The organism is Chryseobacterium sp. Marseille-Q8038 (assembly GCF_965111995.1).
Genome location: NZ_CBCOPN010000002.1, coordinates 97,589 through 120,969 on the forward strand (window position 1 = coordinate 97,589; position 23,381 = coordinate 120,969).

Below are 23,381 nucleotides of genomic sequence, written 5' to 3' on the forward strand. Positions count from 1 at the left end.
TCCTGAAATCAAATTCTGAACTTTCAACTTATTTTGATTAGGTTACTGCAATACTTCCAGCATCTGGCTTCCAGCTTCCAGCCTAATTATATTGAAATCCTGTTGTTGTTCAAAAACTGAACTCTATATTCCTTTGGCGTAATGCCTGCAATTTTTTTGAAAAGCTGTGTAAAATGGGAGGCAGTATGAAAATTCAATTCGTAAGCTATCTCCGCAATGTCTTTACTGGAGTGCAGTAATGCTTTACTGTAATTGATATCAATCTCGTTGATCCATTGTTTTGGGGACTTCTGAGTAACTCCTTTCACACATTTATTCAGATAACTTTCCGTTACCGATAGTTTATCAGCATAAAAAGCCACTCTCTTTTCTCCTACATGATATTTGAACAAAAGATCCCGGAACTGAAGGGACAGCTCCATTGGCCGTGTGGCAGATTTATGATGGGTATCAGAATCTGTGCTCAGCATCTTGATTAAAATAAGATGAAGCATGGTAACCACAACATCATTGACATTAAGGTTATTCAGCCATAGTTCCTGCTCCATGATCGGGAGAAGCTGGGTAATCGTTCCATAGGTCAGGCTGTCAAGATTCAAAAAAGGAGTCATGAAAAAAATACTGCTCTTGTGCTTAGGCAGTTCCTGTTCAGACAGAATATTATTTTCATAGGCAAGGAAGAAACCTTCAATATCGTCTGATAACTCAACAGTAGCCGTAATGGTTCCCTGTTTAATAAAGATCACACCTCCTTTTTCAGCATGATATTCTTTATTTTCAAGATACTGTCTGATATGTCCATTGGTCACGAAAATAATAAAATTGAACGTTGTACGGTACGGAATGACCGGCATGAGAATTCCTTTAAGATAATTTTCTATCCGATACAGCTGTATATCAGCATTATTGGCTAATATCTTATCCGTAATATTCGGGAGAAAAAGCTTTTTATATTGAAAATTGGATAGTACTTCCATAGTGAATTGATTATTACAAATTTAATACTGAAAATTGAATATTTGGATGTTTTTGTATTTTGTATCTTGTACCATGTCGGGTGTAAAATGTACAATGTATAAGAGTAACATTATTTGAACAATAGCTTTTTTTATTTTAAAATATTCAAGAAACAATTGCCCGCGCCACATTATACATTATACATTATACATTATACATCAGAATTTATAGTACACCCCGACTCTCACTCCAAAAGGACTTCCCGGAGTATACGTAAGGTCTGTAATAGGTTCTGCTTCTCCTTTCAGCTGGGTTTCTGTGGCAAACTGAGCTTCGTTCCATTTTACATTGAAAAGGTTGTTCAGCTGCACATTAGCGCCCCATTTCTGACGGTTATAAGAAAGCATCAGGTCATTTACAAAATAAGCTTTGGTTCTGATGCTGTTATCTTCCACAGCAGGTCTTGCTCCCAAATACCGGTACTGCAGTCCTAAAGAAAATCCGTGCAGGAAATCCCAGTTTACAGATCCTGTACTGGTTACTACCGGAGCCAGCGGTACATAATCCTGTCCTTTTTCTTCTTCAGTAAATCTTGCGTGGGAATAGTTGACATCCGCATTCAGATAGAAGTTTTCCAATGGCTGAAAACGAACTCCCAGATCGGCCCCGAAACGTCTTGATTTTCCGGAAGGTTCTACTACGGCATCATCTCCTACGTACACAAATTCCTGCTGCAGATCCATATACCATAATGCTGGAGTAATAATTAATGATTTGAACGGATGTAATCTGACTCCGAAGTCTGCGCCAATAGAGTACGGAAGTGTATTTTCGTTTTTATTGGGAACTACCACTCTCAGGTCATTGGAGTGAAAGCCCATTCCTGTTTTCAGGAACCACATTACGTTATCATTCTGGGCATAGGAGAAATTAAGTTTAGGGCTCAGTCTTGTTGCTTCTTTTGACTGTCCGGAAGGCAATTGTTCCGCATCCAGCAGGTTGTGCATATTAAAAATAAAATGATCTACTCTCAAAGCCGGATTAATCGTCCATTTCCCTGTTTTCCAAACCAGTCCGGAATAAGCATGAAGATTGGTTTCTGTTCCTGTTACATCAGATAATCTGTCCAGCAGAAGATCTCTGTGATACACATGGTTAAGCTGCAGGGTATTAATATCATCATTTCTTAATCCAATTCCTGAAGTCCAGTTTAAAGAACTGTTGGCAAATGAAAAAGTCTTGATGTATTTTACTTCAGCTCCGTAAATATTTCTTCCGTCCGTTTGCTGAATTTCGTCACCATGCTCTTTATCTTTTAAATTAAAGGTAAAATCAGAATACAGATTGAAATTATATTTTGAATAGAAAGCCATGGCATCAATCTGTTCGGAAGGAGAAATAATGTGTTTAAAATTCATCTGAAGGTTTGTTCTGGAAGTTTTTCCGCCTTCTGTAGGGTCAATACTTCCCCATCGTCCGATGATTCCCTCATCTACGGCGCGTTCGGGAATTTGTCCGGAAGCATTCCAGGAGGAATTAAATGTTGAGAACTGGATATTGAAATAGTCTTTATCCGTAAGCCACTGGTTGTATTTTCCGAAGATATTGACTCTGTTAAAATTCTGTTTTACATCAAAAGGACCGTCTGTATAATTGTACTCTGCTGCGATATAGGCATTTTTTCTCCCCAGATCATCATGCAGAATATTGAACATTCCCAATACTCTTTTTGAATTGAATGAACCTCCTTCCAGTTTAATCATACTGTTTTTCAAACCATTGTACGTCTGAAAATCCACATATCCGGCTGTATTAAAGTCTCCACGATCCATGTAATAGGCTCCTTTTCCGAAATCAATATTATTAACGGTTTCAGGAATTACAAAGTGTAAGTCTGAATATCCCTGACCATGGGCATGAGAAACGATATTCACCGGCATTCCGTCTACATTTACGCTTACATCGGTACCATGATCGGCATCAAATCCTCTTAGGAAAAGCTGTTCAGCCTTTCCACCTCCGGCATGCTGCGCAATAAACAATCCCGGAACTTTTCTCAACAAATCCTGCGCGGAATTTACCGGAAATTTGTTCAGATCAACCTTTGTAATAGCGGATAAAAACGAACTGTGATTAATGGCTACTTCAGAAATCTGAAAAGGTTTATGCTGTAAAAAAATAACTTTATTTTTATCATCATCACTGGCAACTACCCATTTTACCTCATCATATCCCTGACGGCTGATCACAAGGGTATCTGGAAGGGATTTTACAGGGATGGCAAATGTTCCGTCTGTTCCTGTGTGAGTATGGCTGTTTCCGTGGTCATATTTTACCAAAGCATCTGCAATAGGAAATTTGTCATCTGCATCTTTTATTAGCAACTGTTTTTCTGCTTCCTGCGCCATTATTTTTCCACTGAATGCCATGACCAGAAATACTGCGGCTATTTTTGTTATTTTCATTTTTTTAGTTTAATTATATTTAAATTTTAGAAGTTAGAAACCAGAGGTTAGAGGAATATCAATAGTGAGTTTTGCTTCGTAAGTGAATGGTCAATCATCGTGAAAAAAAACCTTAAACCTTAAACCTTAAACTTTGAACCTTGAACCTTGAACGTTGAACTCTCTCACTCTCAAACCCTCCAACTCTAAGACTCTCTGACTCTTTATTTTTTTGCTTTAAGAAATACTTTCTGAATTAAAAGCGTAATCCAGGTTCCGGCTACAAATGGGAACGTAAATACACCACCCACTCTATCCAGACAGTGATTATCAATTAAAAGATCATCAATAGCAATGGTTAAAAGAACGGCAATCAATACCCACAGACCATCTGTTTTCTTTACTCCGGAGAAAACAATTGCGGAAAGCACGGCATTAAATCCAAATAATCCCATGTGAATTTCTTTGATAGGTTCTCCATTCAACTGTGATAATCCTGCTCCCAATATAGAAGCTGCCAATCCATACAAAGCCGCTATCGGAGAGCTTATGAAAACAGCAAGGAAGAAAATCATTCCTGAAAGTATGCCTCCCTGAAATATTACTTCTCCAAAACCATTGGTACAGGCAAGAAAATCATCATATTCTGTAGGAATGACTTCACTGCTCAACATCGCAGAAGGTGGAATATGAGTAAAATGATGCAGCGTGAATACCAATACCCATGTGATAATGATAAATGGAAAAGTAAACACCGGAATTTTCTTTTGGATAAAGAAATGCTGAATAACAGCGGCCAATGCACCTCCCAATACGATAAGAACCCATATTAAGAATGTTGCCTGAAACAAAAATGCCAATGCTACTCCTACAAGGGCTGCACTGAAGCCGTAAAGCCCTGCGTTGATCTCAGATTTGGCATAGCTCAGTTTCATCGCCGTAAAAGTTCCGGCTGCTGTGGAAAGCAGTACTGCCACTCCGCACTGCCAGCTTCCCATAAAAATTCCTATAAGAAACAAAAGCCCGGTCCATCTGTTTTCCTGGAGCATAATCTGCCCGATTCCTTTTAAAACATGATCGATAAAAGGGAGTTTTTTGAAAAATTCGTCCATAGTTTTTTTTGTATAATGTATTTTGTACAATGTAAAATGTATTGATGATTTGAAATTAATAGAGGGAGGCTGGAAGTTGGAGCTGAAAGTGGGACTTTACCCTAAAGCTCTCATTCACTCTTACCCTCAAACCCTTTCACTCGAATCCCGAACCTCATCACCATCCAAGAAAGACCATTCCGACACCGCAAACGGTTACTACTGCTCCACTTACCACTCCCATATACCTTTCCAGTTTTTCAGTGTTGAATAATGTTGAGTAGCCATAACGTCCCAAAAGAACCATTCCAAGCATTGTCAGAACCGTAGTTGCCGTAAAAGAAATAACCAGAACAGCAATTTCAGACATGGAATGTTTCACTCCTGAATAAAATAATAAAGGAATAAGAGGCTCACTGGGTCCCATCACGAAAATCATAAAAAGCACAAGCGGAGTTACTTTTATTCTTTTTTGGGGCATTACCACTTCGCTGTGATTATGTTCGTATACATATACATCATCTCCCATCACATCGAAATGTTTGTGAGGTTTGTTTCTGATTGCCTGAATGAGACCATATACCAGATAAACCCCTCCAAAGATCAGCAATGCCCATCCTGAAAAGTTCCCTCTGATATCCTGGAACCATGAAATTTTATTGAGCTGCCATCCGAGAAAAACTCCGATAAAACCCAAGATCAGAGAGCTCAGCACATGTCCGAATCCACAGACAACCGTTAATATTGCGGTTTTCATTCCACTCCATTTTTTGGATTTTGAGATCACTATGAAAGGCAGGTAATGATCGGGCCCGGAGGCTGTATGTATAAAGCTTATTGAAACAGCACTTAAAAGAAGTGCCCAAACTGTACTATCCATTTTTTATTTATTTTTTTACCTGAGAGCCTTGTCAAGGTTTTGAACCTTGACAAGGCTCTCCTTTTTTACTCGAGTGTCCAAAGGATTTCCTGAATATGAAGGAAGAAGTTGTACATCAGTTCTCCGCCATGTCCCAAAGCTCTTACTACAAAACCGTTATCTTCCATAGCGGAAACACCCACTTCCATTTCTTCATGTTGCTGTGTTGCGGCTTCAACAATCTCCTCAATCAATCCGGTTTTATCTACATTTTCTTTTGTACTGTAAAAAATCAGGGTTCCCTGGTGGGTATATTGTTCGAGATTTCCGATGCTGCTGATTGGGATCGTATCAGGCTGGATCAGGACATTATCTTTTACAACAAGTTTATTGTTGTGGTAGATTTCCATCACATTCTGAAAACGCTTCAGTTTAAAAACTTCTCCATAATGTTTTCTTCCACAGGTAATAATCTCGCTGATGATGATCTGACTATTTTTCCCAATATGAATATTCGCTTTACTTTTAAAGTTGGAATCCTCATGCGGAACAATAGGATGCGGAACATAGGCAAAAGAAGTTTCATCTTCCATTGAAACATTCAGTTCCTGACGCGCTTCATCCTTCATATTGAAAAGCCTTTGATAGGATTGTGACTGTAACTGAAGGGCAGCTCCTTTTTCAATGGCAACGTCTAAATGGTAATGATCACCATCCAGAATTCCCGGAGAGGAGCTCATCACCATCTGATAGAGCTTTCTGTCACTTTTTCGCTGTCCTACAGAAACTACTCTGAAAGGAAGTGAGACATAAAGGTCTTTCACATAGGATTCTCCTCCCTTGAATCCTGCAATAATTTTTAAACGACTATCCATTTATCTTACTAAGTTCGGTTCTTCAACTTCTTCTAAAAGAGCATATTTTTTGATCCAACCGATTACTTTATCTAATCCTTCATCTGTTTTAAGATTGGTGAATACAAAAGGATTTCCTTTTCGCATTCTTCTGGCATCATTTTCCATCACTTCAAGGCTGGCTCCTACGTAAGGGGCAAGATCTATTTTGTTGATGATCAAAAGGTCTGATCTTGTGATACCAGGTCCTCCTTTTCTGGGAATTTTCTCTCCTTCCGCTACATCGATAATAAAGATGGTAACGTCAGCAAGATCCGGGCTGAATGTTGCGGAAAGATTATCCCCTCCACTTTCAATTAAAACGAGTTCAATTTCCGGGAAACGTGCTGCTAGTTCATCTACTGCTTCAAGGTTCATACTTGCATCTTCACGGATAGCAGTATGAGGGCAGCCACCTGTTTCTACTCCAATAATTCTGTCGTGGGGAAGAAGACTGTTTTTCGCCATAAATTCAGCGTCTTCTTTGGTATAAATATCATTGGTAATTACTCCAAGGTCATACTTACCAAATAATTTTCTGCTTAAACGTTCTAATAGTGCAGTTTTTCCTGAACCTACAGGTCCTGCTACTCCTACTTTTATGTATTTTCTATTTTCCATTTTTTTATTTTTTTTAACGCTAAGGGCGCTAAGTTTTTTTTGATTGAGAATATTTTACGATCGCAAAGGTGTTTCACTCAGCAGAGGGCGATTCATCAATTTGCTCTTTTATCTTTTAGGACATATAAAGTCTTGAATACAGTCTTTCATGCTGCATACACCTGATATCAAAGGCGGTGTTGCAAAGTCCCACCATATCCCTGTCCAGCTCCATTGTTTCCCATACTGTTTTTTCCATTACGGGATATAGTGAGAATAAAATATCTTGTCCATCCAGCTGTCCGAGAGGAACGAGCTTTACCGCATTGGTAATCATTCCTGCAACAGAGGTGTAATAGAATCCCAAAAGAGCTTCATACAAAGGAATCTTCATTAAGTAAGCATATACTCCGAATACAATACAGTAATGAGAATTGGCTTCTTTATGCTGAACTGCTTTTTCAAAAGCCTCCATAAAAGGGAAACTTTCCCGTCTTTTGAAAATCTTGATCAGTCTGAGCCCCAACTTCTGACTGGCCTGGCGGATTTCTCTCGGGCATTTTATTGCATTGCATTCATTATCGAGGAGTATCAATGTTTCTAAATCTCCTTTTTCTGCAGCTTTATAAGCCAGTTTTACAAAAGCTCCGTCATTGAATTTAAGATTGTACTGAAGCATATTCTGCACAAACTCTTTTGCCGTATCTGCATTATGTACAATTCTTTCCTGAACATACGTTTCAAGTCCGTTGGAATGGGTATATCCTCCGATGGGAAGTGTAGGATCTGCAAGATGAAGCAGTCCCGACAGGAAGTTTATGTTCATATTATTCATCTTTTGGGGCGGCCATTTTTAGGATTTTTGTGAAGATTGTTGAGCCCAGACTTCCGTGTCCATGAGGTTCTACGTTCGATTTAAGAAGATTCAGCAGTTTTACAGATTGTTTTTCCGGTCTGAAACCACTTGCTTCCAGCCATCTGAACATGGGCATTTCAAAAGGAAGCAATACTTTATCATTCTGAATGAAAAGTGGAATATGTTTGTTTCCGATCTCATAGCACACGGTACCCATTTCTAACAGTGAGGCGGGCGACATCACAATCGCTTCTGTTTCGAGAACGTTTACTACAATTATTTTTTCTGCATCCTCAAAAAGAATATCTCCTTCACGCAAACGCTGTCCCTCTCTCAGAAACTTGATCGCAATATCAGTTCCTTTTCTGGTTTTTTTACGTTGAATTCTTTTGGTGGTTTCAAACCATTCCAAATCGAGATAGTCTATGGTTTTATCTGAAGAATTTTCAGAGAGATTGCCTATGATTTGATTAATTATCATTTTTAGATTTTTTTCTGAAGTCTAAGTTTTTGGAAATGCCTACCCCGAATGTTGAACCGCTGATTCCTGCTACATAACTTTTTGTCCAGCCTTCTTCTTTCGTTTTGGTTTGCAGCATTGAAAGCTCAGCAAATTTGAATTTCAAAGCCCATCCTCCACCCAGCAAAATCCCGATCAAAGGATAGGCACGAAGACGGAATCCATTAAAATTCTGCATGGCATCAGCAGCCGTTGAAAGTTGCTGTCCCCAAACATAATGAGCATCCACCTGCCCGATTAATACAAAGTATTTCCCAAGCATTACTGACGGACTGTACCAGATACCGGCCTCATTTTGCTTATAAACAACGTTATGGTCTACCGTATTCTGTGAGTAGGCATAGTTGACTCCAATAAGATCATTATTGTTGATGAAGTATCCTACTCCAAGCGGTGCGCTTGAAACCGTACTGCTGCTGCTTGATGGTGTTGTAATTTTAGAGTAGTCTAATGAACCGTACACCATAAACTGCCCTTTGGGTCCATCTTCATCACTTTTAAGCCTGTGTCCGCCAAGAAACTGAGCGCCCAGATTTCCTGAAAGCACAGACATTCCGGCTACAGCAAGAGAAAAAACTGTTTTATTTAAATATTTCATTTTTAACCTTAGTTCTATAATTATTTTAAAATTCTAAAGATCAACTTGGATAAAGAGAGTTTCTGAAAATGTCATTCTGACGAAGGAAGAATCTCCCCGATAAATTCTACGAGATTCTTCACTACATTACATTTCGTTCAGAATGACAAAAGCCAAATAATTCTGGTTTCAAACACTCTACTTTACGTTGAGCCTAGAATAAGAAATACAACTGTGTTAAAGGAAGTTTTTCTGCCGGTTCACAAGTGATGTATTCACCATCTACCGTTACTTTGTAGTTTTCAGGATTCACTTCAATCAGAGGAGTCTTATCGTTATGGATAAGGTCTGCTTTTGAAATATTTCTACAATTTTTCACCGGAAGAATCATTTTCTCTAATTTATAGGAAGCGATGGTTCCGTTGTCGATAGAGATCTGAGAAACAAAATTGGCACAAGTTCCAAACTTAGCTTTTCCATGAGCTCCAAACATATTTCTGTAAATAATAGGCTGAGGCGTAGGAATGGATGCATTCGGATCTCCCATTTTAGCAGCAATTACAAATCCGCCTTTTACAATCATTTCCGGCTTTGCTCCAAATAATGCAGGTTTCCAGATGACCAAATCTGCTAATTTCCCTTCTTCAATTGATCCTACATATTCTGAAATACCGTGTGCAATAGCTGGGTTGATGGTATATTTAGCTACATATCTTTTTGCACGGTAGTTATCGTTTCCACTGTCCTGATCTTCAGCCAAATCACCTCTCTGCTCCTTCATTTTACTTGCCGTCTGCCAGGTTCTTGTGATCACTTCTCCGGGTCTTCCCATTGCCTGGGAATCCGAACTCATAATACTGAAAACACCCATATCATGAAGAATATCTTCTGCTGCAATGGTTTCAGGACGGATACGAGAGTCTGCAAACGCCACATCTTCAGGAATATTTTTACTCAAGTGGTGGCATACCATCAGCATATCCAAATGCTCATCAATGGTATTAACCGTATAAGGACGTGTAGGGTTTGTAGAAGCCGGCAATACGTTTGGATACATGGCTGCTTTAATAATATCCGGAGCGTGACCTCCACCTGCTCCTTCTGTGTGGAAAGTGTGAATCACTCTTCCGTTGATTGCTCTCATGGTATCTTCAAGAAATCCTCCTTCATTCAGAGTGTCGGTGTGGATGGCAACCTGAACGTCATATTTATCCGCTACTTTCAATGCTGCATCAATGGTTGCAGGGGTTGCTCCCCAGTCTTCGTGGATTTTTACTCCCAAAGCACCTGCTTCTACCTGCTCTTCAATAGGTTCTTCTGCCGAGCAGTTCCCTTTTCCGAAAAATCCAAGGTTCATAGGATATTCTTCAGCGGCTTCAAGCATTTTCTGCATATTGAATCTTCCCGGAGTAACGGTTGTAGCATTCGTTCCATCATTTGGACCTGTACCTCCGCCAATCATTGTTGTGATTCCGCTGTATAAGGATGTTTCAATCTGCTGAGGGCAGATGTAGTGAATGTGGGTGTCAATTCCTCCTGCTGTTACGATATACCCTTTTCCACCATGAACTTCCGTGGAAGCTCCGATAATCATATTGGGAGTCACTCCGTCCATTGTATCAGGGTTACCGGCTTTTCCGATTCCTACAATTTTTCCGTCTTTGATTCCTATATCCCCTTTTACGATTCCCCAGTGGTCAATAATTACGGCTCCTGTGATACAAAGATCCAAAACACCTTCGTCTCTTTTAGCAGTAACATTCTGTCCCATTCCGTCACGGACTGTTTTTCCTCCTCCGAAAACGGCTTCGTCTCCGTAGTGCGTGAAATCTTTTTCAATTTCAATAATAATTTCAGTATCTCCCAGTCTGATTTTGTCTCCGGCTGTAGGACCTAATATATTGGCGTATTGTTTTCTGTCTACGTGTAAGCTCATCTTAGTGATTTTTAAAGTTTAACTCTTCAACTTTTGCAAGGCTTGCTTTTTTCTGTTCTTCAGAATCTACCTGTCCATCGACAAGGTTGTTGAAACCCATTGCTTTTTTAGTTCCTCCTATTTCTACCAATTCCACTTCTTTTTCTTCTCCCGGCTCAAATCGAACGGCAGTACTTGCTACAATATTCAGTCTCTTTCCGAAAGCTTTTTCACGGTCAAAACTCATGGCTTTATTAACTTCGAAAAAATGGAAGTGTGAACCTACCTGAATAGGGCGGTCTCCTGTATTTGTTACTTTTATTTTTACAGTTTCTCTGCCTTCATTACAGATAATTGTACCTTCTTTTACAAAAATTTCTCCTGGTATCATAATCAGTAGGTATTAACGGATTGGATTGTGTACGGTTACAAGTTTAGTCCCATCCGGGAAAGTAGCTTCAATCTGAACATCGTGGATCATTTCTGCCACGCCAGGCATTACATCCTCTTTAGTAAGAAGATGAGCGCCTTCCTGCATCAATTCGGCTACTTTTTTTCCATCTCTTGCTCCTTCAAGCAAAAAATGACTGATGAGTGCTATGGATTCCGGATAGTTTAATTTAAGGCCTCTTGCCTTTCTTTTTAGAGCGAGCTCGCCTGCCAGAAATAGCATAAGCTTCTCCGTTTCTCTCGGTGTTAAGTGCATAATATTTTTATTTAAAATTGGACAAACAGAATCCCGTTCACCTTTTTGCAAAGGCAAATAGAAATGTTCAAAAATGTAAAATGGGAATGATTTTTATGGACTTGTATTGACATGAATACAAATCATAACGGATCATTAAAATTTTAAAAGATTTAGCAGCGTGCTATCTGCAGGGAATGATACAGAATGTATCTTGGTTCGGTAATATAAATACGGGTTTGAACGGCCGCAACACGTGTATTGTAAGTATAATCTGCAAAGAAATAGTGCAACCACTGCTGGGCAAGTATCGAATAGTCAAACTTCACTTTCTCCCAGTCGTTGGAATCCTGTACATCCTGTGCATCTGAAAAGCTATACATTTCAGGCTGGGTCTGCTGATCAGATTTCTGCTGAAGGAGATGAATTTTTGAAAGAATATCAGAGTATGGTTGAGTTTTCCCTGTATGTGCAAAAAGACCTGCACACAACGCTGAGAAAAATATCACAAAAGAGAAAAATAAGACTCTTTTTTTCATACTGTTAATAATGGTGTAAAATTAGAACAATCTTAAAACCCAGGCTATCAAAAAAATTATTTAAAATGTTCAAAATCGCAACAAATGCAATTTTATGTATTTTTAACATTCCACTATAAATCCCTTATTTACAATACATAAGCACTATTTATAAACTATGACAAATATTTAATTGTCCCCATTCCCATAATTCTGATTGTTCATCTCATCTTTTCCTTCTATTTAAGAAATCGAATAAATACATCTTATATTCTCAATTTCATATGTTAAAAAACCGTTATCCATTAATGATTATTCAATAATCAAGTTTATTCCATAAAAGCAGGCGGTATTTTTTCTTTCCTTATAATTATCGTAAATTTGTATACACATCTTATTTAATATAATAAAATAATAAAACGTAATATGTCAAAAGCAATTTCGCAAGTACCATTAGCGGTAAACGAGCCGGTAAATTCTTATGAACCGGGATCTCCGGAAGTTAAAAGCCTTATCGACACTTATAAAAAAATGTGGGCTGAAAAGGTAGAAATCCCAATGATCATCAACGGAAAGGAAGTAAAAACAGATACAAAAGTACAGCTTCAGTCTCCACAGGATCATGCTCATGATTTCGGATTCTACTATCAGGGTGGTATGCAGCATGTGGATGACGCTATCAACGCGGCATTGGCAGCTAAAAAAGAATGGAATGAACTAGGCTGGGAACAGCGTGCAGCAATTTTCTTAAAGGCAGCTGATCTTTTGGCTGGTCCTTACAGAGATGTGATCAACGCTGCAACAATGATCGGACAGTCTAAAAACGTACACCAGGCTGAAATTGATGCAGCTTGTGAGTTCATCGACTTCTTAAGATTCAATGTTGAGTTCATGACAGAAATGTATTCTGAGCAGCCAGTTTCTGACAATGGAATCTGGAACCGCGTTGAGTACAGACCATTAGAAGGATTCTGTTTTGCAGTAACTCCGTTCAACTTTACAGCTATTTCCGGAAACCTTCCGACTTGTATGGCAATGTTAGGAAACGTAGTGGTTTGGAAACCTTCTGACAAGCAGGTATATTCTGCAAAAGTAATTATGGATGTATTAATCGAAGCTGGTCTTCCTGCAGGGGTTATCAACATGATCTTTACAGATGGAAAAGAAACTGCTGAGAAAATATTGGCTCACCGTGATTTTGCAGGTCTTCACTTCACTGGTTCTACAAAAGTATTCCAGGGAATGTGGAAAATGATCGGAGACAATATCCACAACTACAGAACATATCCAAGAATCGTTGGAGAAACAGGCGGTAAAGATTTTGTAATCGCTCACCCTTCTGCTAACGTAGAAGCTGTAGCAACTGCATTGGTAAGAGGTGCTTTTGAATATCAGGGACAAAAATGTTCTGCTGCTTCAAGAGCCTATGTACCTAAGTCTCTTTGGGCTGATGTGAAAAAAGTAATGGAAACTCAGATGAACTCTATTAAAGTAGGTTCTCCAGAAGATACTTCAAACTTCGTAAACGCTGTAATTGATAAAAATTCTTTCGAAAAATGTAAAGGATACATCGACAGAGCAAATGCTTCCGGTGAAGCTGCTGTAGCCATCGGTGGAAAAGTTGACGATTCTAAAGGATGGTTTGTACACCCAACAGTAATCGAAACTACAAATCCTCACTACGAAAGTATGGTGGAAGAGATCTTCGGGCCAATCTTATCGATCTACGTATATGAAGATCAGGACTGGAAAGAAACACTAAAACTTGTAGATTCTACTTCTCCTTATTCATTGACTGGTTCTGTGTTCTCACAAGACCGTTACGCAATTAATGAAGCTTTTAAAGCGTTAGAAAATGCATCAGGTAACTTCTACATCAACGATAAACCAACGGGTGCCGTAGTAGGACAACAGCCTTTCGGTGGTGGTAGAGCTTCAGGAACTAATGATAAAGCAGGTTCTAAAATGAATCTTCTAAGATGGACCTCTGTAAGAAGCGTAAAAGAAACGTTTGTTTCTCCAAAAAACTACAAATATCCATATTTAGGGTAATAAACGATCAATGATCATTGATAAATGATATAGCAGCCTCGGAATTTCGGTTTCGGGGCTTTTTTGTGGATACGAGGATTCGGGTTCAAGGTTCAAGGTTCAAGGTTCAAGGTTCAAGGTTCAAGGTTCAAGATTTAAAGTTTAAAGTTTAAAGTTTAAAGTTTAGAGTTTAGAGTTTAAGGTTACTGGCAGTTAAAAAAGTACTTTCATTTCCATAACACTCTCCCACTTCTAACTTCTAACTTCTAACTCCTTTTCCCTATTCCCTATTCCCTATTCCCTATTCCCTATTCCCTATTCCCTATTCCCTATTCCCTATTCCCTGCTACCTGCTACCTGCTACCTACTACTACCTGCTACCTAACATCTTTTAACAAACTTTACAGATATTTTACGATTTACCAGGTACTGTTAGGAATAATTATTGATTTTTTGTTACTACACCTCAAAATAGAAGAATATGAAAAAGTTATTGTTAACAGCCGTTGGAATAGGAATATTTGCAGTGAGCTGTGGAACCAAAGAATCGACAATGTCAACCAGTAGCCGGGATTCAGCAACAGTAGGTAATACGCAAAGTATACCTCCTACAACAACTGATACCATGACTACAAAAATGACAAATCCTGACAGTATCAAGATAAAAAGGGATTCTATGGCAACGTCTCCTGTCAAATAGTATTTATATAACATTCGATTTAAAAATGGAAAATCTGCAGATGAAAGCTCTGCAGATTTTTTTTATTGAATAACCGGAAAATGTTGAAGTTATCATCAAGTTTTAGCTTTGAAGGACTATTATTTAGGTTTTGGCTAAAGCCGATGATGATATATTATTTTTAAAGGCGGGTTAAAACCCACCCTTATTGAATTTTAATGACAACATCTTTTATCTTTTATCTTTTATCTTTTATCTTTTATCTTTTATCTTTTATCTTTTAATTAATTCCTTATATTTGATTATCATCAACAATCAAAATTAACTATTATGAAAAAATTATGGATAGGAGCTGTTCTTGGACTTCTTTTCCTTGGAAGTTGTGCTCAAAATAAAGAAAAAAGAGAGGAATATAAAGAGGCTCACAATAAAGATTCTTTAAGAAATAAAATGGGAGATTCTGCTGTGGCCAACTCCATCCCTTCACCCGCAACCTCTGATACTTCGAAAATTAAAACCGACAGTACAAAAGTTAAATAAAATCACAAATCCACAGAAATCTGTGGATTTGCACTTAAAAAAACTTGACTGAAAAAAAACCGGGCAATCAACCCCGATTATAATATATGGTTCATATTCCTGATCAGAAGAATATTTTCCTTAAAAGCTAAAAAAAAGGGAATTGCAGTTTGGGCTTACTCTTATCTTGAAAGAAGAAAATAAAAATGATAAGCTGCAGCAGAATTACATCATGTCCCGTGAAACTGATGCAAATATATACCAGCAAAGCTTTTCTTTAAAATAATAGGTTGTTCATTTTCATGAAAATGGTAAGGTAGAATTAAAAAAACAAGCTGTTTTTAATCATTTTCCGGAAAATGGATATTTTTGTCTGATTGCTTTTCAGTATCCAGATATTTGATATATGCTGATGGAGAATAGTCTGTAACCGCTTTAAAGACAGCAGCAAATTTACTGTGTGAAGAGAATCCGCATTCATCGGCAAGGATACTTATTTTATACTGCCGGTACTTTTCATCATTGATTAATTTGTCTACAATATAATTGATTCGTAGACGATTGACATACGTTTTAAAGTCTGCACTTTTATGCTGATTGATAACATAAGACAGATATTTTGTATTGGTATTCAATTCACCGGCAAGAAAAGAAAGGGACATTCCTTTGTTGTTATAAAGATCACCTTTTTCAAAATCTTCAAGAAGTTCAAGCAATTTTGATTCTGTTTCGGAAGTCATGAGGGAATCATTCCTTCTGCGGTCTGCTTCAGAGTCTTTTTCATCAATTTCTTCCACAGATATATTGGAAAATTCGGCACCATCGGGTTGTTGTAAAGAATACTGAGTTCTTTTACTGATCATATTTAACTGAGCTCTTATAATATTTCTGAACTTTGAACGCTGTTTTTTCTGCTTTGCCCTGAATAAAACAAGTAAAACAACCAGCGAAGTAAACAGAATGATAATGGCTGCATTTTTTACCAGATTCATCTGTGCTCCTTTTTTACTGTTCTTTCCTTTCAGAATTTCTCCACCCTTCGCAGCAAAACTTTGATTACGGGCTGCAATGCTGTCATAAGCACGTACATATTTCACAGCATATAATGAAGCTTTAAAATTGTCTCCAATTCCTTCATAATAATCGTTAATATTGGAATAAACGGCTTTTTTAAGTTTAAGACTTCGGGATGTGTCTGCAATTTTTTCTGCTTTTTTAAGATACACTTCAGCGTCCTTCCAGTTTTTCTGCTTCAGGCGTATACCTCCAAGCCCGTTATAAACCAGCCCCATTGTACAGCTTCCATTTTTAAGCAGTCCTTCCGCTTTTCGATAGTAATCTTCGGAAACAGAATAATCATTAAGTTTGAAATAGACCTCTCCCAACAGCTGATATGAAGCTGCTGCCGTTCTGCTTTCGTTATAGCTGTTTATTTTTTCAAAATATTTCAGAGAGGATTCAATATGCCGTATCGCATTGGGATAATTCCCAAGCTCCATCTCATAGAAGGCCATTTCCTGATTCAGGAGCCCTGCGGCTTCATTACTTTTTTGAAAATCGGTAATCCGTCCGGAAGCCTCCAGCCCTTTTACAATGTATTTTTTGGATCTTTCGTATAACCCTACCTGTCTATATTGCCTCGCAAGTAATCTGGTCACCACGGCCATCCATTCCGGATCATTCATCTGATTGATTACCGAATGGGCATTTTCACTGAAACAGATTGCTTTTTTAAGTTCTCCTGCATGATGATATAGCTCCGAAGAAAGAACAAGACATTTGATCTTCTCTGAAGATGTTTGTGCCCTCATATACAGAGAATCTGCGGTTTTGATGGCTTTGGGTAAATCCTTATAGGCTGTAACAGAAGAAGTCTTCTCACAGATAAGGTCAAAGTTATTTTTTTTCTGAGCGAATATGGGAACTGCTGTTGCCAGCAAAAACAAAAATTTCAGAAGACTTTTAGGCATAAGAAAACAAATTATTATTTTTATTCTATAATAATTCATCATTATTTTCACGGAGTGTCTTTTTGTTTTTTACAAAACTAGTGATATTTTATTTTTTATTAAAACATTCTATTGAAATTTAATCATTTACCTTAAAACAGTCATTTGCGTTAATTTTAATAATAAGACTAAAACAATAAATGATTATCTTTCATACGCCTTGATAGCTGTTTTAAAACTAAAGTTCCTTTATAATTATTTTCAATATGAACGACTCATATGTCATCATATTTATTACATTTGCAGGGAATAAAAGTTTTTATGAAAAAAATAGCCATACTTTCCTCAATCTTTATAGGAGCTCTTGCATGGGCGCAGGGAATTAAATTTGAAGACAGCAATTTTGCTTCTATCCTTGCCAAAGCAAAAAAAGAAAATAAACTGGTCTTTATTGATGCATATGCCTCATGGTGTGGACCTTGTAAACTGATGGTAAAAAATATTTTCCCGCTTCAGTCTGTAGGTGATTATTACAATTCTCACTTTATCAATGCTAAAATTGACATGGAAAAAGGAGAAGGAATTGAGCTTGCCAAAAAATATAACGTAAAAGCATTCCCTACCTATCTGTTTATTGACGGAAACGGTGAAGCAGTACACAGAACGTTAGGATATGTAGAAGAAAAAGACTTTATCCAGTTTGCCAAAGATGCTGAAGACCCGAATAAAAGACTTACTTCTCTGAAACAGCAATTTGAAAAGGGAGAGAAAAACCCTGAGTTTTTAAAGAATCTTGCCGGACTTACTATGTATAACGATGCTGAGTTTGCCGGAAAAGTACTTAACCGTTATTTCCAGCAGAAACCCAATTTAGATCAGGAAGATATCCAGATGCTTCTTTCAGGAGTTCAGACAACAGATAGTCCTTTGTACAAAATTTTCCAGGATAAAAAAGCAGAGATCATTAAATTCTTCCCTGAAGATAAATACGAAAAGTTTGATAAAAACATCAAGCTGAACACTGTTTCTAAAAAAGCTTATAACCCGGATACAAAAAAATGGGATGACAACTATTTCATGGCTGAAACCCAGAAATTCCTGAGCAAAGAAGAGGCCGACAAGATTTTAAAAAGAATGAAAGCCAACAGAGCTTTAAAGAACAAAGATATTCCTGAGTATGAAAAATTAATCCTTGACCTTTACAAAGATTATTCTGCAGCAGGTTCTGAAGAACTGAATTCTCTTGCATGGAACTTCTTTGAAAATGTAAGCAATAAGACATCTCTGGAAAAAGCCATTACATGGGCACAAGAATCTGTAAAGAAAGACCAGAACTTTGCCAATACAGATACGCTAGCCAATCTTTACAATAAGGTAGGAGATAAGAAAAATGCAAAAATGTGGGCTGAAAAATCTATTGAACTGGCAAAAAGTACCGGACAGGATTCTTCTGACACAGAAAAATTATTAAAAAGCCTTTAATAGAGTATACTATATAAATAAGAAACCGCAGAACTTTTGTTCCGCGGTTTTTTGTTTTTTGATTAAAATGTTCAGTTATTATATACCAAAACCTGCATCTTAGTAAGCATTGCTTCTGTATCACCATTATATCCTGCATAAGCAGAAGGAACAAAATTAACTGTAGCACTCCCAGACCACGAAGCATATTGAATTTTAAAAGTATAAGTTCCCGCTGCAAGGGTTACCGATTTCAAAAATGTCACCGGAATCGGCATATTTAGCAAAGTGATTCCCCCAGGAAAACTTCCTGCTTTAGTAGCGAAAGCTGAAGAAATTTTCACTCCATTCTGTAAAAGGGCAAAAACCCCTTGGCTCGAATTACCATCTAATAATGTAGCATATCCTAAAATAGTAAATAAAAAGGTCTGATTTCTTCCTGCAGGAACTGTTAAAGTAATAGTTACTCCCGGGACATCAATTGTTGCTCCAGGAGCAGCTGTAGCAGCTGTAGTTCCTTGTACATAATAAGCGTTGTTAATCGTTCCGCTTATTGTATTCACTGTTTGCCATGAGGGTGCAGCCGCAACACCGTTAGAAGTCAGAACCTGACCGGAAGTTCCTGCTGATCCAGCTGTTGTACTATCTCCACCTACATTTAATTCATTTACTACCTGTAATGAACCGTTGACATGTAAGGTCTTCTGAGGAGTTGAAGTCAGTATCCCGACCTGCCCCAAAAAAAACATGGGAACTAAAAAAGCTCCCAGTAATAAATAATTTTTCATGTTTTTTGTTTCTAGAAATTTCGCTTAATAAACTTAATAAAGTTACTATTATATATATTTTTCTTAAAAAAACTTTAATGAATATTTTCAATTAAAAAACAACAACTATACTATAAGTTCTATAACACAAAAAATTCACTTTAAAAACCAAAAAAACATATATAATATACTAATAAACAATAATTTAAATTAAATTATTAAAACAAATAAACAAAAAAATTAAAACCTCTATTAAAAACAAAAAAAACCGCAGAACGAGAGTTTTGCGGTTTTTTTTTAGCTATTTTGCAATGAAGCCTTTTCGCCTTTTTGTTTATTAATATTCAAACAAAACACTTCCCCAGGTAAATCCGCTTCCGAAAGCTGAAAGAAGAACCAAATCTCCTCTCTTGATTTTTCCTTGCTCAATCGCTTCACTTAAAGCGATGGGAATAGAAGCAGCCGTTGTATTTCCGTATTTCTGAATATTATTAAAAATCTTATCATCTGGCAGTCCAAATTTTTGCTGAACAAACTGAGCAATTCTCAGGTTAGCTTGGTGTGGAATGAACATATCAAGATCTTCGATGTTTTTTTCTGCTTTGTTCAGTGCTTCCATCATGGTTTCCGGAAATCTTGTTACGGCATGTTTGAATACAAAGTTTCCGTTCATAATAGGATAAACTTCTTTATTGGTAACATTCTCCGGTTCTTTTCTCATTCTGTCACTCCATCCGAATTTAGATCCCGGAAATTGTGTACATAATTCATCAGCATATTTTCCTTCAGAATGCATATTCATCGCTAAGATATCTCCTGCATTTTCATCTTCTGATGCAGAAAGAACAACAGCTCCTGCTCCATCTCCAAAGATTACAGAAACCCCTCTTCCTTCGTCAGAAAAATCCAATCCGAAAGAATGAACTTCTGCTCCTACAACAAGAATATTTTTATAAGTTCCTGATTTAATAAATGCATTCGCAACACTCATAGAATAGACAAATCCTGAACACTGATTTCTTACATCCAATGCTCCAATGGTATCACATCCCAACATATCCTGCAGCAATACTCCACATCCGGGAAAATAATAATCCGGAGAAAGTGTTGCAAAAACAATATAATCAATATCCTTAGCAGTAAGACCCGCTTTTTCAAGGGCCTTTTCAGAAGCTTTAAATCCTAGATAAGCGGCTGTTTCCTGAGAATCATTTCTATTTTTACGATGTCTTCTTTCCTTGATCCCCGTTCTTTCCGTAATCCACTCATCATTGGTCGTCATGAGTTTTGCTAAATCATCATTTGTAACAACGTTATCTGGAACATAAAATCCCACACCTTTTATTGTACTTTTAATCATATAGTTTTTTAATTTTGGCAAAGATAAAACTTATTTAACACATAGTTTTTCAAAATATTAGTATTTTTACTTTATGCCAATTGATACGATATACAGAACCTCCCAGTGCGAATGGGTAGATGTAGAGGCTCCTACTGTAGAAGACCTGAAATTTCTTCATGAAAGATATGAAATCAATAATCTTCTGCTGGAAGATACAATGGATCCTAATCACCTTCCGAAATATGAAGAAGACGGGAATATAAAATTCTTCTTACTCCGTGAAAGTACAGAGCTGGAAAGAAAGAATTTGAATACCATCAGCGATATCAGCACCAAGATTGGAATTTTTTTGGTTGAAAATACCATTATCACCATCCACAGGATGAAAACCAGAAGCATCACTGAAGTCAAGAAGAAAGTTTCTTTGATTCAGGAAGATCTTAATCCTCAGCAGATCACGCTGATGATTGCTATATTGATCATGAAAAGTTTTGATGATGAATCTTTAAGTCTGTTTGAAACGATGGACAATATAGAGAATGAGATTTTTCTTAAAAATACCAATCATACCAGCCAGATCCGCCGTCTATACAAACTGAAACGAAAATCAGGATTAAATTCCAGGGTACTGGTGATTTCCACGGATGCTATTGATAAATTTAAATTACTGAATTTACAGGACTCTGAAATTGTCGATTTAAAGGATAAGCATAAAGATGTAGTGGCAGATTTTGACCACTTGAATATTCAGATCACCAACCTTATTTCCATGTTCCTGGCACTTTCGGATCAAAAGGCCAATCAGGTGATGAAGGTTCTGGCTATTTATTCAGTTTACTTCTTACCAATTACTTTTATTGCCGGAGTTTACGGAATGAACTTCGATAATATGCCTGAGCTTCACCATAAATACGGATATTTTATAACGCTGGGAGCCATGGCAACGGTTGTGATCAGTACGTTTATTTATGTGAGACGAAGACAGTGGTGATTAATTTTATATCAACACAAAAGCGCAAAGATTTTATCTTCAGTAAAATAGACATCGGTTGATTGCATTTTTGCCTTTAACCAACACACCATCAAAACAAAATACCATGACCACTGAAAACCTCAACAAAATTCTGGGAGATTCTTCTCTTTCACAGGCATCTAAAGATAAACTGCTTGCCTTACACGAGAATATATCTGCCAAAGAATTCTCTGATCTTCTGGATCAGAATGGTAATCAGTATGTAGAATTTGTGCAGGAAGGTGGCGGTGTCTGGGGAAGCGCATTGGTAGGGTATCTTTACGGACTGGAAATATTCGGCATCCGTTTTCTGAAAGTAGCAGGAACAAGTGCCGGAGCAATAAACACTATGCTCATTGCTGCCTGTAAAACCAAAGAAGAATCTAAAAGCGCATTGATCAAAGATATTCTTTTCAGTTGGGATTTTTCAGATTTCATGGATGGGAAGACCTATGTAAAAACAACGCTCCATGCCATGCTGAACAACAAAGATTTTTTTAAGATCAATGCTGTTATTGCCGCTATCCTTTTTATTATTCTGATCAGTATTCCTTTTTTGGCTCCTTCAACAACAATTCTGAATGCCAAACTGATGTTTCTGATTCCTCTGATTCCGGCTGTCATTCTCTTTTTCTGTATTCAAAAGCTCTACAATAATTTCAGGAAAGAAAACAGCGGACTGAATCCCGGAAATGCTTTTCAGAATACCATGCAAAATGCACTGGAGCAATTTGGAATAAAAACGGTTGCCCATCTCAATGAAAAATTCATTCAGAAAGAACAGGATCTCAACCTCAATTACCGTTATGGAAACGGGCAGGAATATTATCTGATGGCGCTGCAAAGCATCGAAAAAATTAAAGTTAAAAACCAGGTACACATTGACCAAACCCGATACAGAATTTTCTATGAAAGCGCTGTCAACAATGATTACTATAAAAACAACCCGTTTTATCTTCTGAAGTCTGAATATGTAATCATTACCACCGATATCAATGCTAAAATTAAAGTGGAACTTCCTACGATGGCCAATCTCTACTGGTCTGAAGAGGAACTGAAACACATCAGTCCGGCTGAATTCGTAAGAGCCTCTATGGCGGTTCCCCTTTTCTTTGAACCTTTTCAGAAACAAATCAATAAAGACAACGATTCTGTAAAATATGCATGGAGATACTGGATGAATACCAAACCGGAAGATATAAACCCTGCCGGGGTTTTCATTGATGGTGGCAGTATTTCCAACTTTCCTATTGATCTTTTTCACGCTGATGAAGTTTTTTATCCGAGAATGCCCCTTTTCGGAGTACAGCTGACGAGCGATTCTGCTATTCTTTCTGAAAGAGGGAAAACCAGTGAGGAAATTCTCAAAACGCCCTTCAGTTATGCCGGAAATATCATCAGTACTCTAAAAGGATTTAACGACAAAACATTCCTTACCAAACATACTTTTTATCGTTTATACAGCATACAAAGCGTCAACTGCGGTACCAGCAGCTGGCTGAACTTCTTCATGAAAAAAGAAGAAAAGGAAGAACTTTTCAACAGAGGTTTTCAGGCTGCCCTTGATTTTCTTAACACCTTTGATTGGGAAAAGTACAAATATGAAAGAATGATGCTTACCATGAAGGAGAAAAAAATACTGAAAGAAGAAGATACACCTACGGTGGGATAAGGATTTTTAAGTATTTTAATTTTTAAATAGAGAA

22 protein-coding genes are annotated in these 23,381 nt (G+C 37.5%); 6 read left to right on the plus strand and 16 right to left on the minus strand.

The genetic code is table 11. The annotated features are described in order from the left end of the window. Window positions 1-86 precede the first annotated feature (86 nt). From ACWPWS_RS14365 to ACWPWS_RS14425, 13 genes are all read right to left on the minus strand, one after another. Window positions 87-977 (minus strand): AraC family transcriptional regulator, encoded by an 891-nt coding sequence (locus ACWPWS_RS14365; RefSeq protein WP_209788615.1) that lies wholly within the window; start codon window positions 975-977, stop codon window positions 87-89. A 198-nt stretch (window positions 978-1,175) separates the two neighbouring features. Beyond that, window positions 1,176-3,422 carry a TonB-dependent receptor gene (locus ACWPWS_RS14370; protein ID WP_454046969.1) on the minus strand — a complete coding sequence of 749 codons (2,247 nt, stop codon included), beginning with the start codon at window positions 3,420-3,422 and terminating at the stop codon, window positions 1,176-1,178. Window positions 3,423-3,625: 203 nt separating this feature from the next. Then, entirely contained in the window at window positions 3,626-4,513 is an 888-nt protein-coding gene (locus ACWPWS_RS14375; RefSeq protein WP_454046970.1) for an urea transporter, read from the minus strand. Window positions 4,514-4,670: 157 nt separating this feature from the next. Further along, window positions 4,671-5,372, minus strand: coding sequence for a hypothetical protein (locus tag ACWPWS_RS14380; RefSeq protein WP_105680940.1), 702 nt, complete (start codon window positions 5,370-5,372; stop codon window positions 4,671-4,673). Window positions 5,373-5,437: 65 nt separating this feature from the next. Beyond that, window positions 5,438-6,226, minus strand: coding sequence for an urease accessory protein UreD (locus tag ACWPWS_RS14385; RefSeq protein WP_454046971.1), 789 nt, complete (start codon window positions 6,224-6,226; stop codon window positions 5,438-5,440). Further along, window positions 6,227-6,865: an urease accessory protein UreG gene (gene ureG, locus ACWPWS_RS14390; RefSeq protein WP_105680942.1), complete on the minus strand. Its 639-nt coding sequence runs from the start codon at window positions 6,863-6,865 to the stop codon at window positions 6,227-6,229. It lies immediately after the preceding gene. A 115-nt stretch (window positions 6,866-6,980) separates the two neighbouring features. After that, the gene (locus tag ACWPWS_RS14395) at window positions 6,981-7,670 is read right to left on the minus strand and encodes an urease accessory protein UreF (protein WP_454046972.1); all 690 of its coding nucleotides are present in this window, start codon (window positions 7,668-7,670) and stop codon (window positions 6,981-6,983) included. 1 nt (window position 7,671) lies between these two features. Next, complete coding sequence (gene ureE, locus ACWPWS_RS14400) at window positions 7,672-8,181, minus strand: urease accessory protein UreE (RefSeq protein ID WP_454046973.1); 510 nt, start codon at window positions 8,179-8,181, stop codon at window positions 7,672-7,674. Continuing rightward, entirely contained in the window at window positions 8,171-8,818 is a 648-nt protein-coding gene (locus tag ACWPWS_RS14405) for a hypothetical protein (RefSeq protein WP_454046974.1), read from the minus strand. Before ACWPWS_RS14405 ends, ureE begins: the two co-directional genes overlap by 11 nt. 193 nt (window positions 8,819-9,011) lie before the next feature. Next, window positions 9,012-10,733: an urease subunit alpha gene (gene ureC, locus ACWPWS_RS14410; protein WP_454046975.1), complete on the minus strand. Its 1,722-nt coding sequence runs from the start codon at window positions 10,731-10,733 to the stop codon at window positions 9,012-9,014. Window position 10,734: 1 nt separating this feature from the next. After that, window positions 10,735-11,103, minus strand: a complete 369-nt coding sequence (gene ureB, locus ACWPWS_RS14415) for an urease subunit beta (protein ID WP_047378418.1) — start codon at window positions 11,101-11,103, stop codon at window positions 10,735-10,737. Window positions 11,104-11,115: 12 nt separating this feature from the next. Beyond that, a complete protein-coding gene (gene ureA, locus ACWPWS_RS14420; protein ID WP_105680948.1) occupies window positions 11,116-11,418 on the minus strand; it encodes an urease subunit gamma in 303 nt (100 codons plus the stop codon). A gap of 152 nt (window positions 11,419-11,570) precedes the next feature. Beyond that, on the minus strand, window positions 11,571-11,936 hold the full coding sequence (locus ACWPWS_RS14425) for a hypothetical protein (protein WP_105680949.1): 366 nt from the start codon (window positions 11,934-11,936) through the stop codon (window positions 11,571-11,573). 405 nt (window positions 11,937-12,341) lie between these two features. Between ACWPWS_RS14425 and pruA the strand changes: the two genes are divergently transcribed. From pruA to ACWPWS_RS14440, 3 genes are all read left to right on the plus strand, one after another. After that, a complete protein-coding gene (gene pruA, locus ACWPWS_RS14430) occupies window positions 12,342-13,967 on the plus strand; it encodes an L-glutamate gamma-semialdehyde dehydrogenase (protein ID WP_454046976.1) in 1,626 nt (541 codons plus the stop codon). A gap of 532 nt (window positions 13,968-14,499) precedes the next feature. Then, window positions 14,500-14,646 (plus strand): hypothetical protein, encoded by a 147-nt coding sequence (locus ACWPWS_RS14435; RefSeq protein WP_454046977.1) that lies wholly within the window; start codon window positions 14,500-14,502, stop codon window positions 14,644-14,646. A gap of 309 nt (window positions 14,647-14,955) precedes the next feature. Then, window positions 14,956-15,165, plus strand: a complete 210-nt coding sequence (locus ACWPWS_RS14440; RefSeq protein ID WP_209788585.1) for a hypothetical protein — start codon at window positions 14,956-14,958, stop codon at window positions 15,163-15,165. Between the two features lie 320 nt (window positions 15,166-15,485). Here ACWPWS_RS14440 and ACWPWS_RS14445 read toward each other — a convergent pair whose 3' ends face one another. Then, entirely contained in the window at window positions 15,486-17,114 is a 1,629-nt protein-coding gene (locus ACWPWS_RS14445) for a tetratricopeptide repeat protein (RefSeq protein ID WP_454046978.1), read from the minus strand. Between the two features lie 300 nt (window positions 17,115-17,414). On the opposite strand from ACWPWS_RS14445, the gene ACWPWS_RS14450 reads away from it, so the two are divergent. Then, window positions 17,415-18,575, plus strand: coding sequence for a thioredoxin family protein (locus ACWPWS_RS14450; RefSeq protein WP_454046979.1), 1,161 nt, complete (start codon window positions 17,415-17,417; stop codon window positions 18,573-18,575). Window positions 18,576-18,646: 71 nt separating this feature from the next. Here the strand turns inward: ACWPWS_RS14450 and ACWPWS_RS14455 are convergent, their stop codons facing one another. Next, a complete protein-coding gene (locus ACWPWS_RS14455; protein ID WP_454046980.1) occupies window positions 18,647-19,342 on the minus strand; it encodes a hypothetical protein in 696 nt (231 codons plus the stop codon). 316 nt (window positions 19,343-19,658) lie between these two features. Then, window positions 19,659-20,681 (minus strand): 3-oxoacyl-ACP synthase III family protein, encoded by a 1,023-nt coding sequence (locus ACWPWS_RS14460; protein WP_454046981.1) that lies wholly within the window; start codon window positions 20,679-20,681, stop codon window positions 19,659-19,661. Between the two features lie 73 nt (window positions 20,682-20,754). Here ACWPWS_RS14460 and ACWPWS_RS14465 point away from each other — a divergent pair, with 73 nt between their 5' ends. Continuing rightward, window positions 20,755-21,654 carry a magnesium transporter CorA family protein gene (locus tag ACWPWS_RS14465; protein WP_209788574.1) on the plus strand — a complete coding sequence of 300 codons (900 nt, stop codon included), beginning with the start codon at window positions 20,755-20,757 and terminating at the stop codon, window positions 21,652-21,654. A 106-nt stretch (window positions 21,655-21,760) separates the two neighbouring features. Then, entirely contained in the window at window positions 21,761-23,347 is a 1,587-nt protein-coding gene (locus ACWPWS_RS14470) for a patatin-like phospholipase family protein (RefSeq protein ID WP_454046982.1), read from the plus strand. The last annotated feature ends 34 nt before the right edge of the window (window positions 23,348-23,381 follow it).

Coding starts and splice junctions, on each gene's coding strand:
- ACWPWS_RS14380 (WP_105680940.1), bottom strand. CDS start 5,372: ATGGATAGTACAGTTTGGGCACTTCTTTTAAGTGCTGTTTCAATAAGC.
- ACWPWS_RS14455 (WP_454046980.1), bottom strand. CDS start 19,342: ATGAAAAATTATTTATTACTGGGAGCTTTTTTAGTTCCCATGTTTTTT.
- ureC (WP_454046975.1), bottom strand. CDS start 10,733: ATGAGCTTACACGTAGACAGAAAACAATACGCCAATATATTAGGTCCT.
- ACWPWS_RS14405 (WP_454046974.1), bottom strand. CDS start 8,818: ATGAAATATTTAAATAAAACAGTTTTTTCTCTTGCTGTAGCCGGAATG.
- ACWPWS_RS14425 (WP_105680949.1), bottom strand. CDS start 11,936: ATGAAAAAAAGAGTCTTATTTTTCTCTTTTGTGATATTTTTCTCAGCG.
- ACWPWS_RS14385 (WP_454046971.1), bottom strand. CDS start 6,226: ATGGATAGTCGTTTAAAAATTATTGCAGGATTCAAGGGAGGAGAATCC.
- ureE (WP_454046973.1), bottom strand. CDS start 8,181: ATGATAATTAATCAAATCATAGGCAATCTCTCTGAAAATTCTTCAGAT.
- ACWPWS_RS14460 (WP_454046981.1), bottom strand. CDS start 20,681: ATGATTAAAAGTACAATAAAAGGTGTGGGATTTTATGTTCCAGATAAC.
- pruA (WP_454046976.1), top strand. CDS start 12,342: ATGTCAAAAGCAATTTCGCAAGTACCATTAGCGGTAAACGAGCCGGTA.
- ACWPWS_RS14450 (WP_454046979.1), top strand. CDS start 17,415: ATGAAAAAAATAGCCATACTTTCCTCAATCTTTATAGGAGCTCTTGCA.
- ACWPWS_RS14375 (WP_454046970.1), bottom strand. CDS start 4,513: ATGGACGAATTTTTCAAAAAACTCCCTTTTATCGATCATGTTTTAAAA.
- ureA (WP_105680948.1), bottom strand. CDS start 11,418: ATGCACTTAACACCGAGAGAAACGGAGAAGCTTATGCTATTTCTGGCA.
- ACWPWS_RS14470 (WP_454046982.1), top strand. CDS start 21,761: ATGACCACTGAAAACCTCAACAAAATTCTGGGAGATTCTTCTCTTTCA.
- ureB (WP_047378418.1), bottom strand. CDS start 11,103: ATGATACCAGGAGAAATTTTTGTAAAAGAAGGTACAATTATCTGTAAT.
- ACWPWS_RS14365 (WP_209788615.1), bottom strand. CDS start 977: ATGGAAGTACTATCCAATTTTCAATATAAAAAGCTTTTTCTCCCGAAT.
- ACWPWS_RS14445 (WP_454046978.1), bottom strand. CDS start 17,114: ATGCCTAAAAGTCTTCTGAAATTTTTGTTTTTGCTGGCAACAGCAGTT.
- ureG (WP_105680942.1), bottom strand. CDS start 6,865: ATGGAAAATAGAAAATACATAAAAGTAGGAGTAGCAGGACCTGTAGGT.
- ACWPWS_RS14440 (WP_209788585.1), top strand. CDS start 14,956: ATGAAAAAATTATGGATAGGAGCTGTTCTTGGACTTCTTTTCCTTGGA.
- ACWPWS_RS14465 (WP_209788574.1), top strand. CDS start 20,755: ATGCCAATTGATACGATATACAGAACCTCCCAGTGCGAATGGGTAGAT.
- ACWPWS_RS14435 (WP_454046977.1), top strand. CDS start 14,500: ATGTCAACCAGTAGCCGGGATTCAGCAACAGTAGGTAATACGCAAAGT.
- ACWPWS_RS14395 (WP_454046972.1), bottom strand. CDS start 7,670: ATGAACATAAACTTCCTGTCGGGACTGCTTCATCTTGCAGATCCTACA.
- ACWPWS_RS14370 (WP_454046969.1), bottom strand. CDS start 3,422: ATGAAAATAACAAAAATAGCCGCAGTATTTCTGGTCATGGCATTCAGT.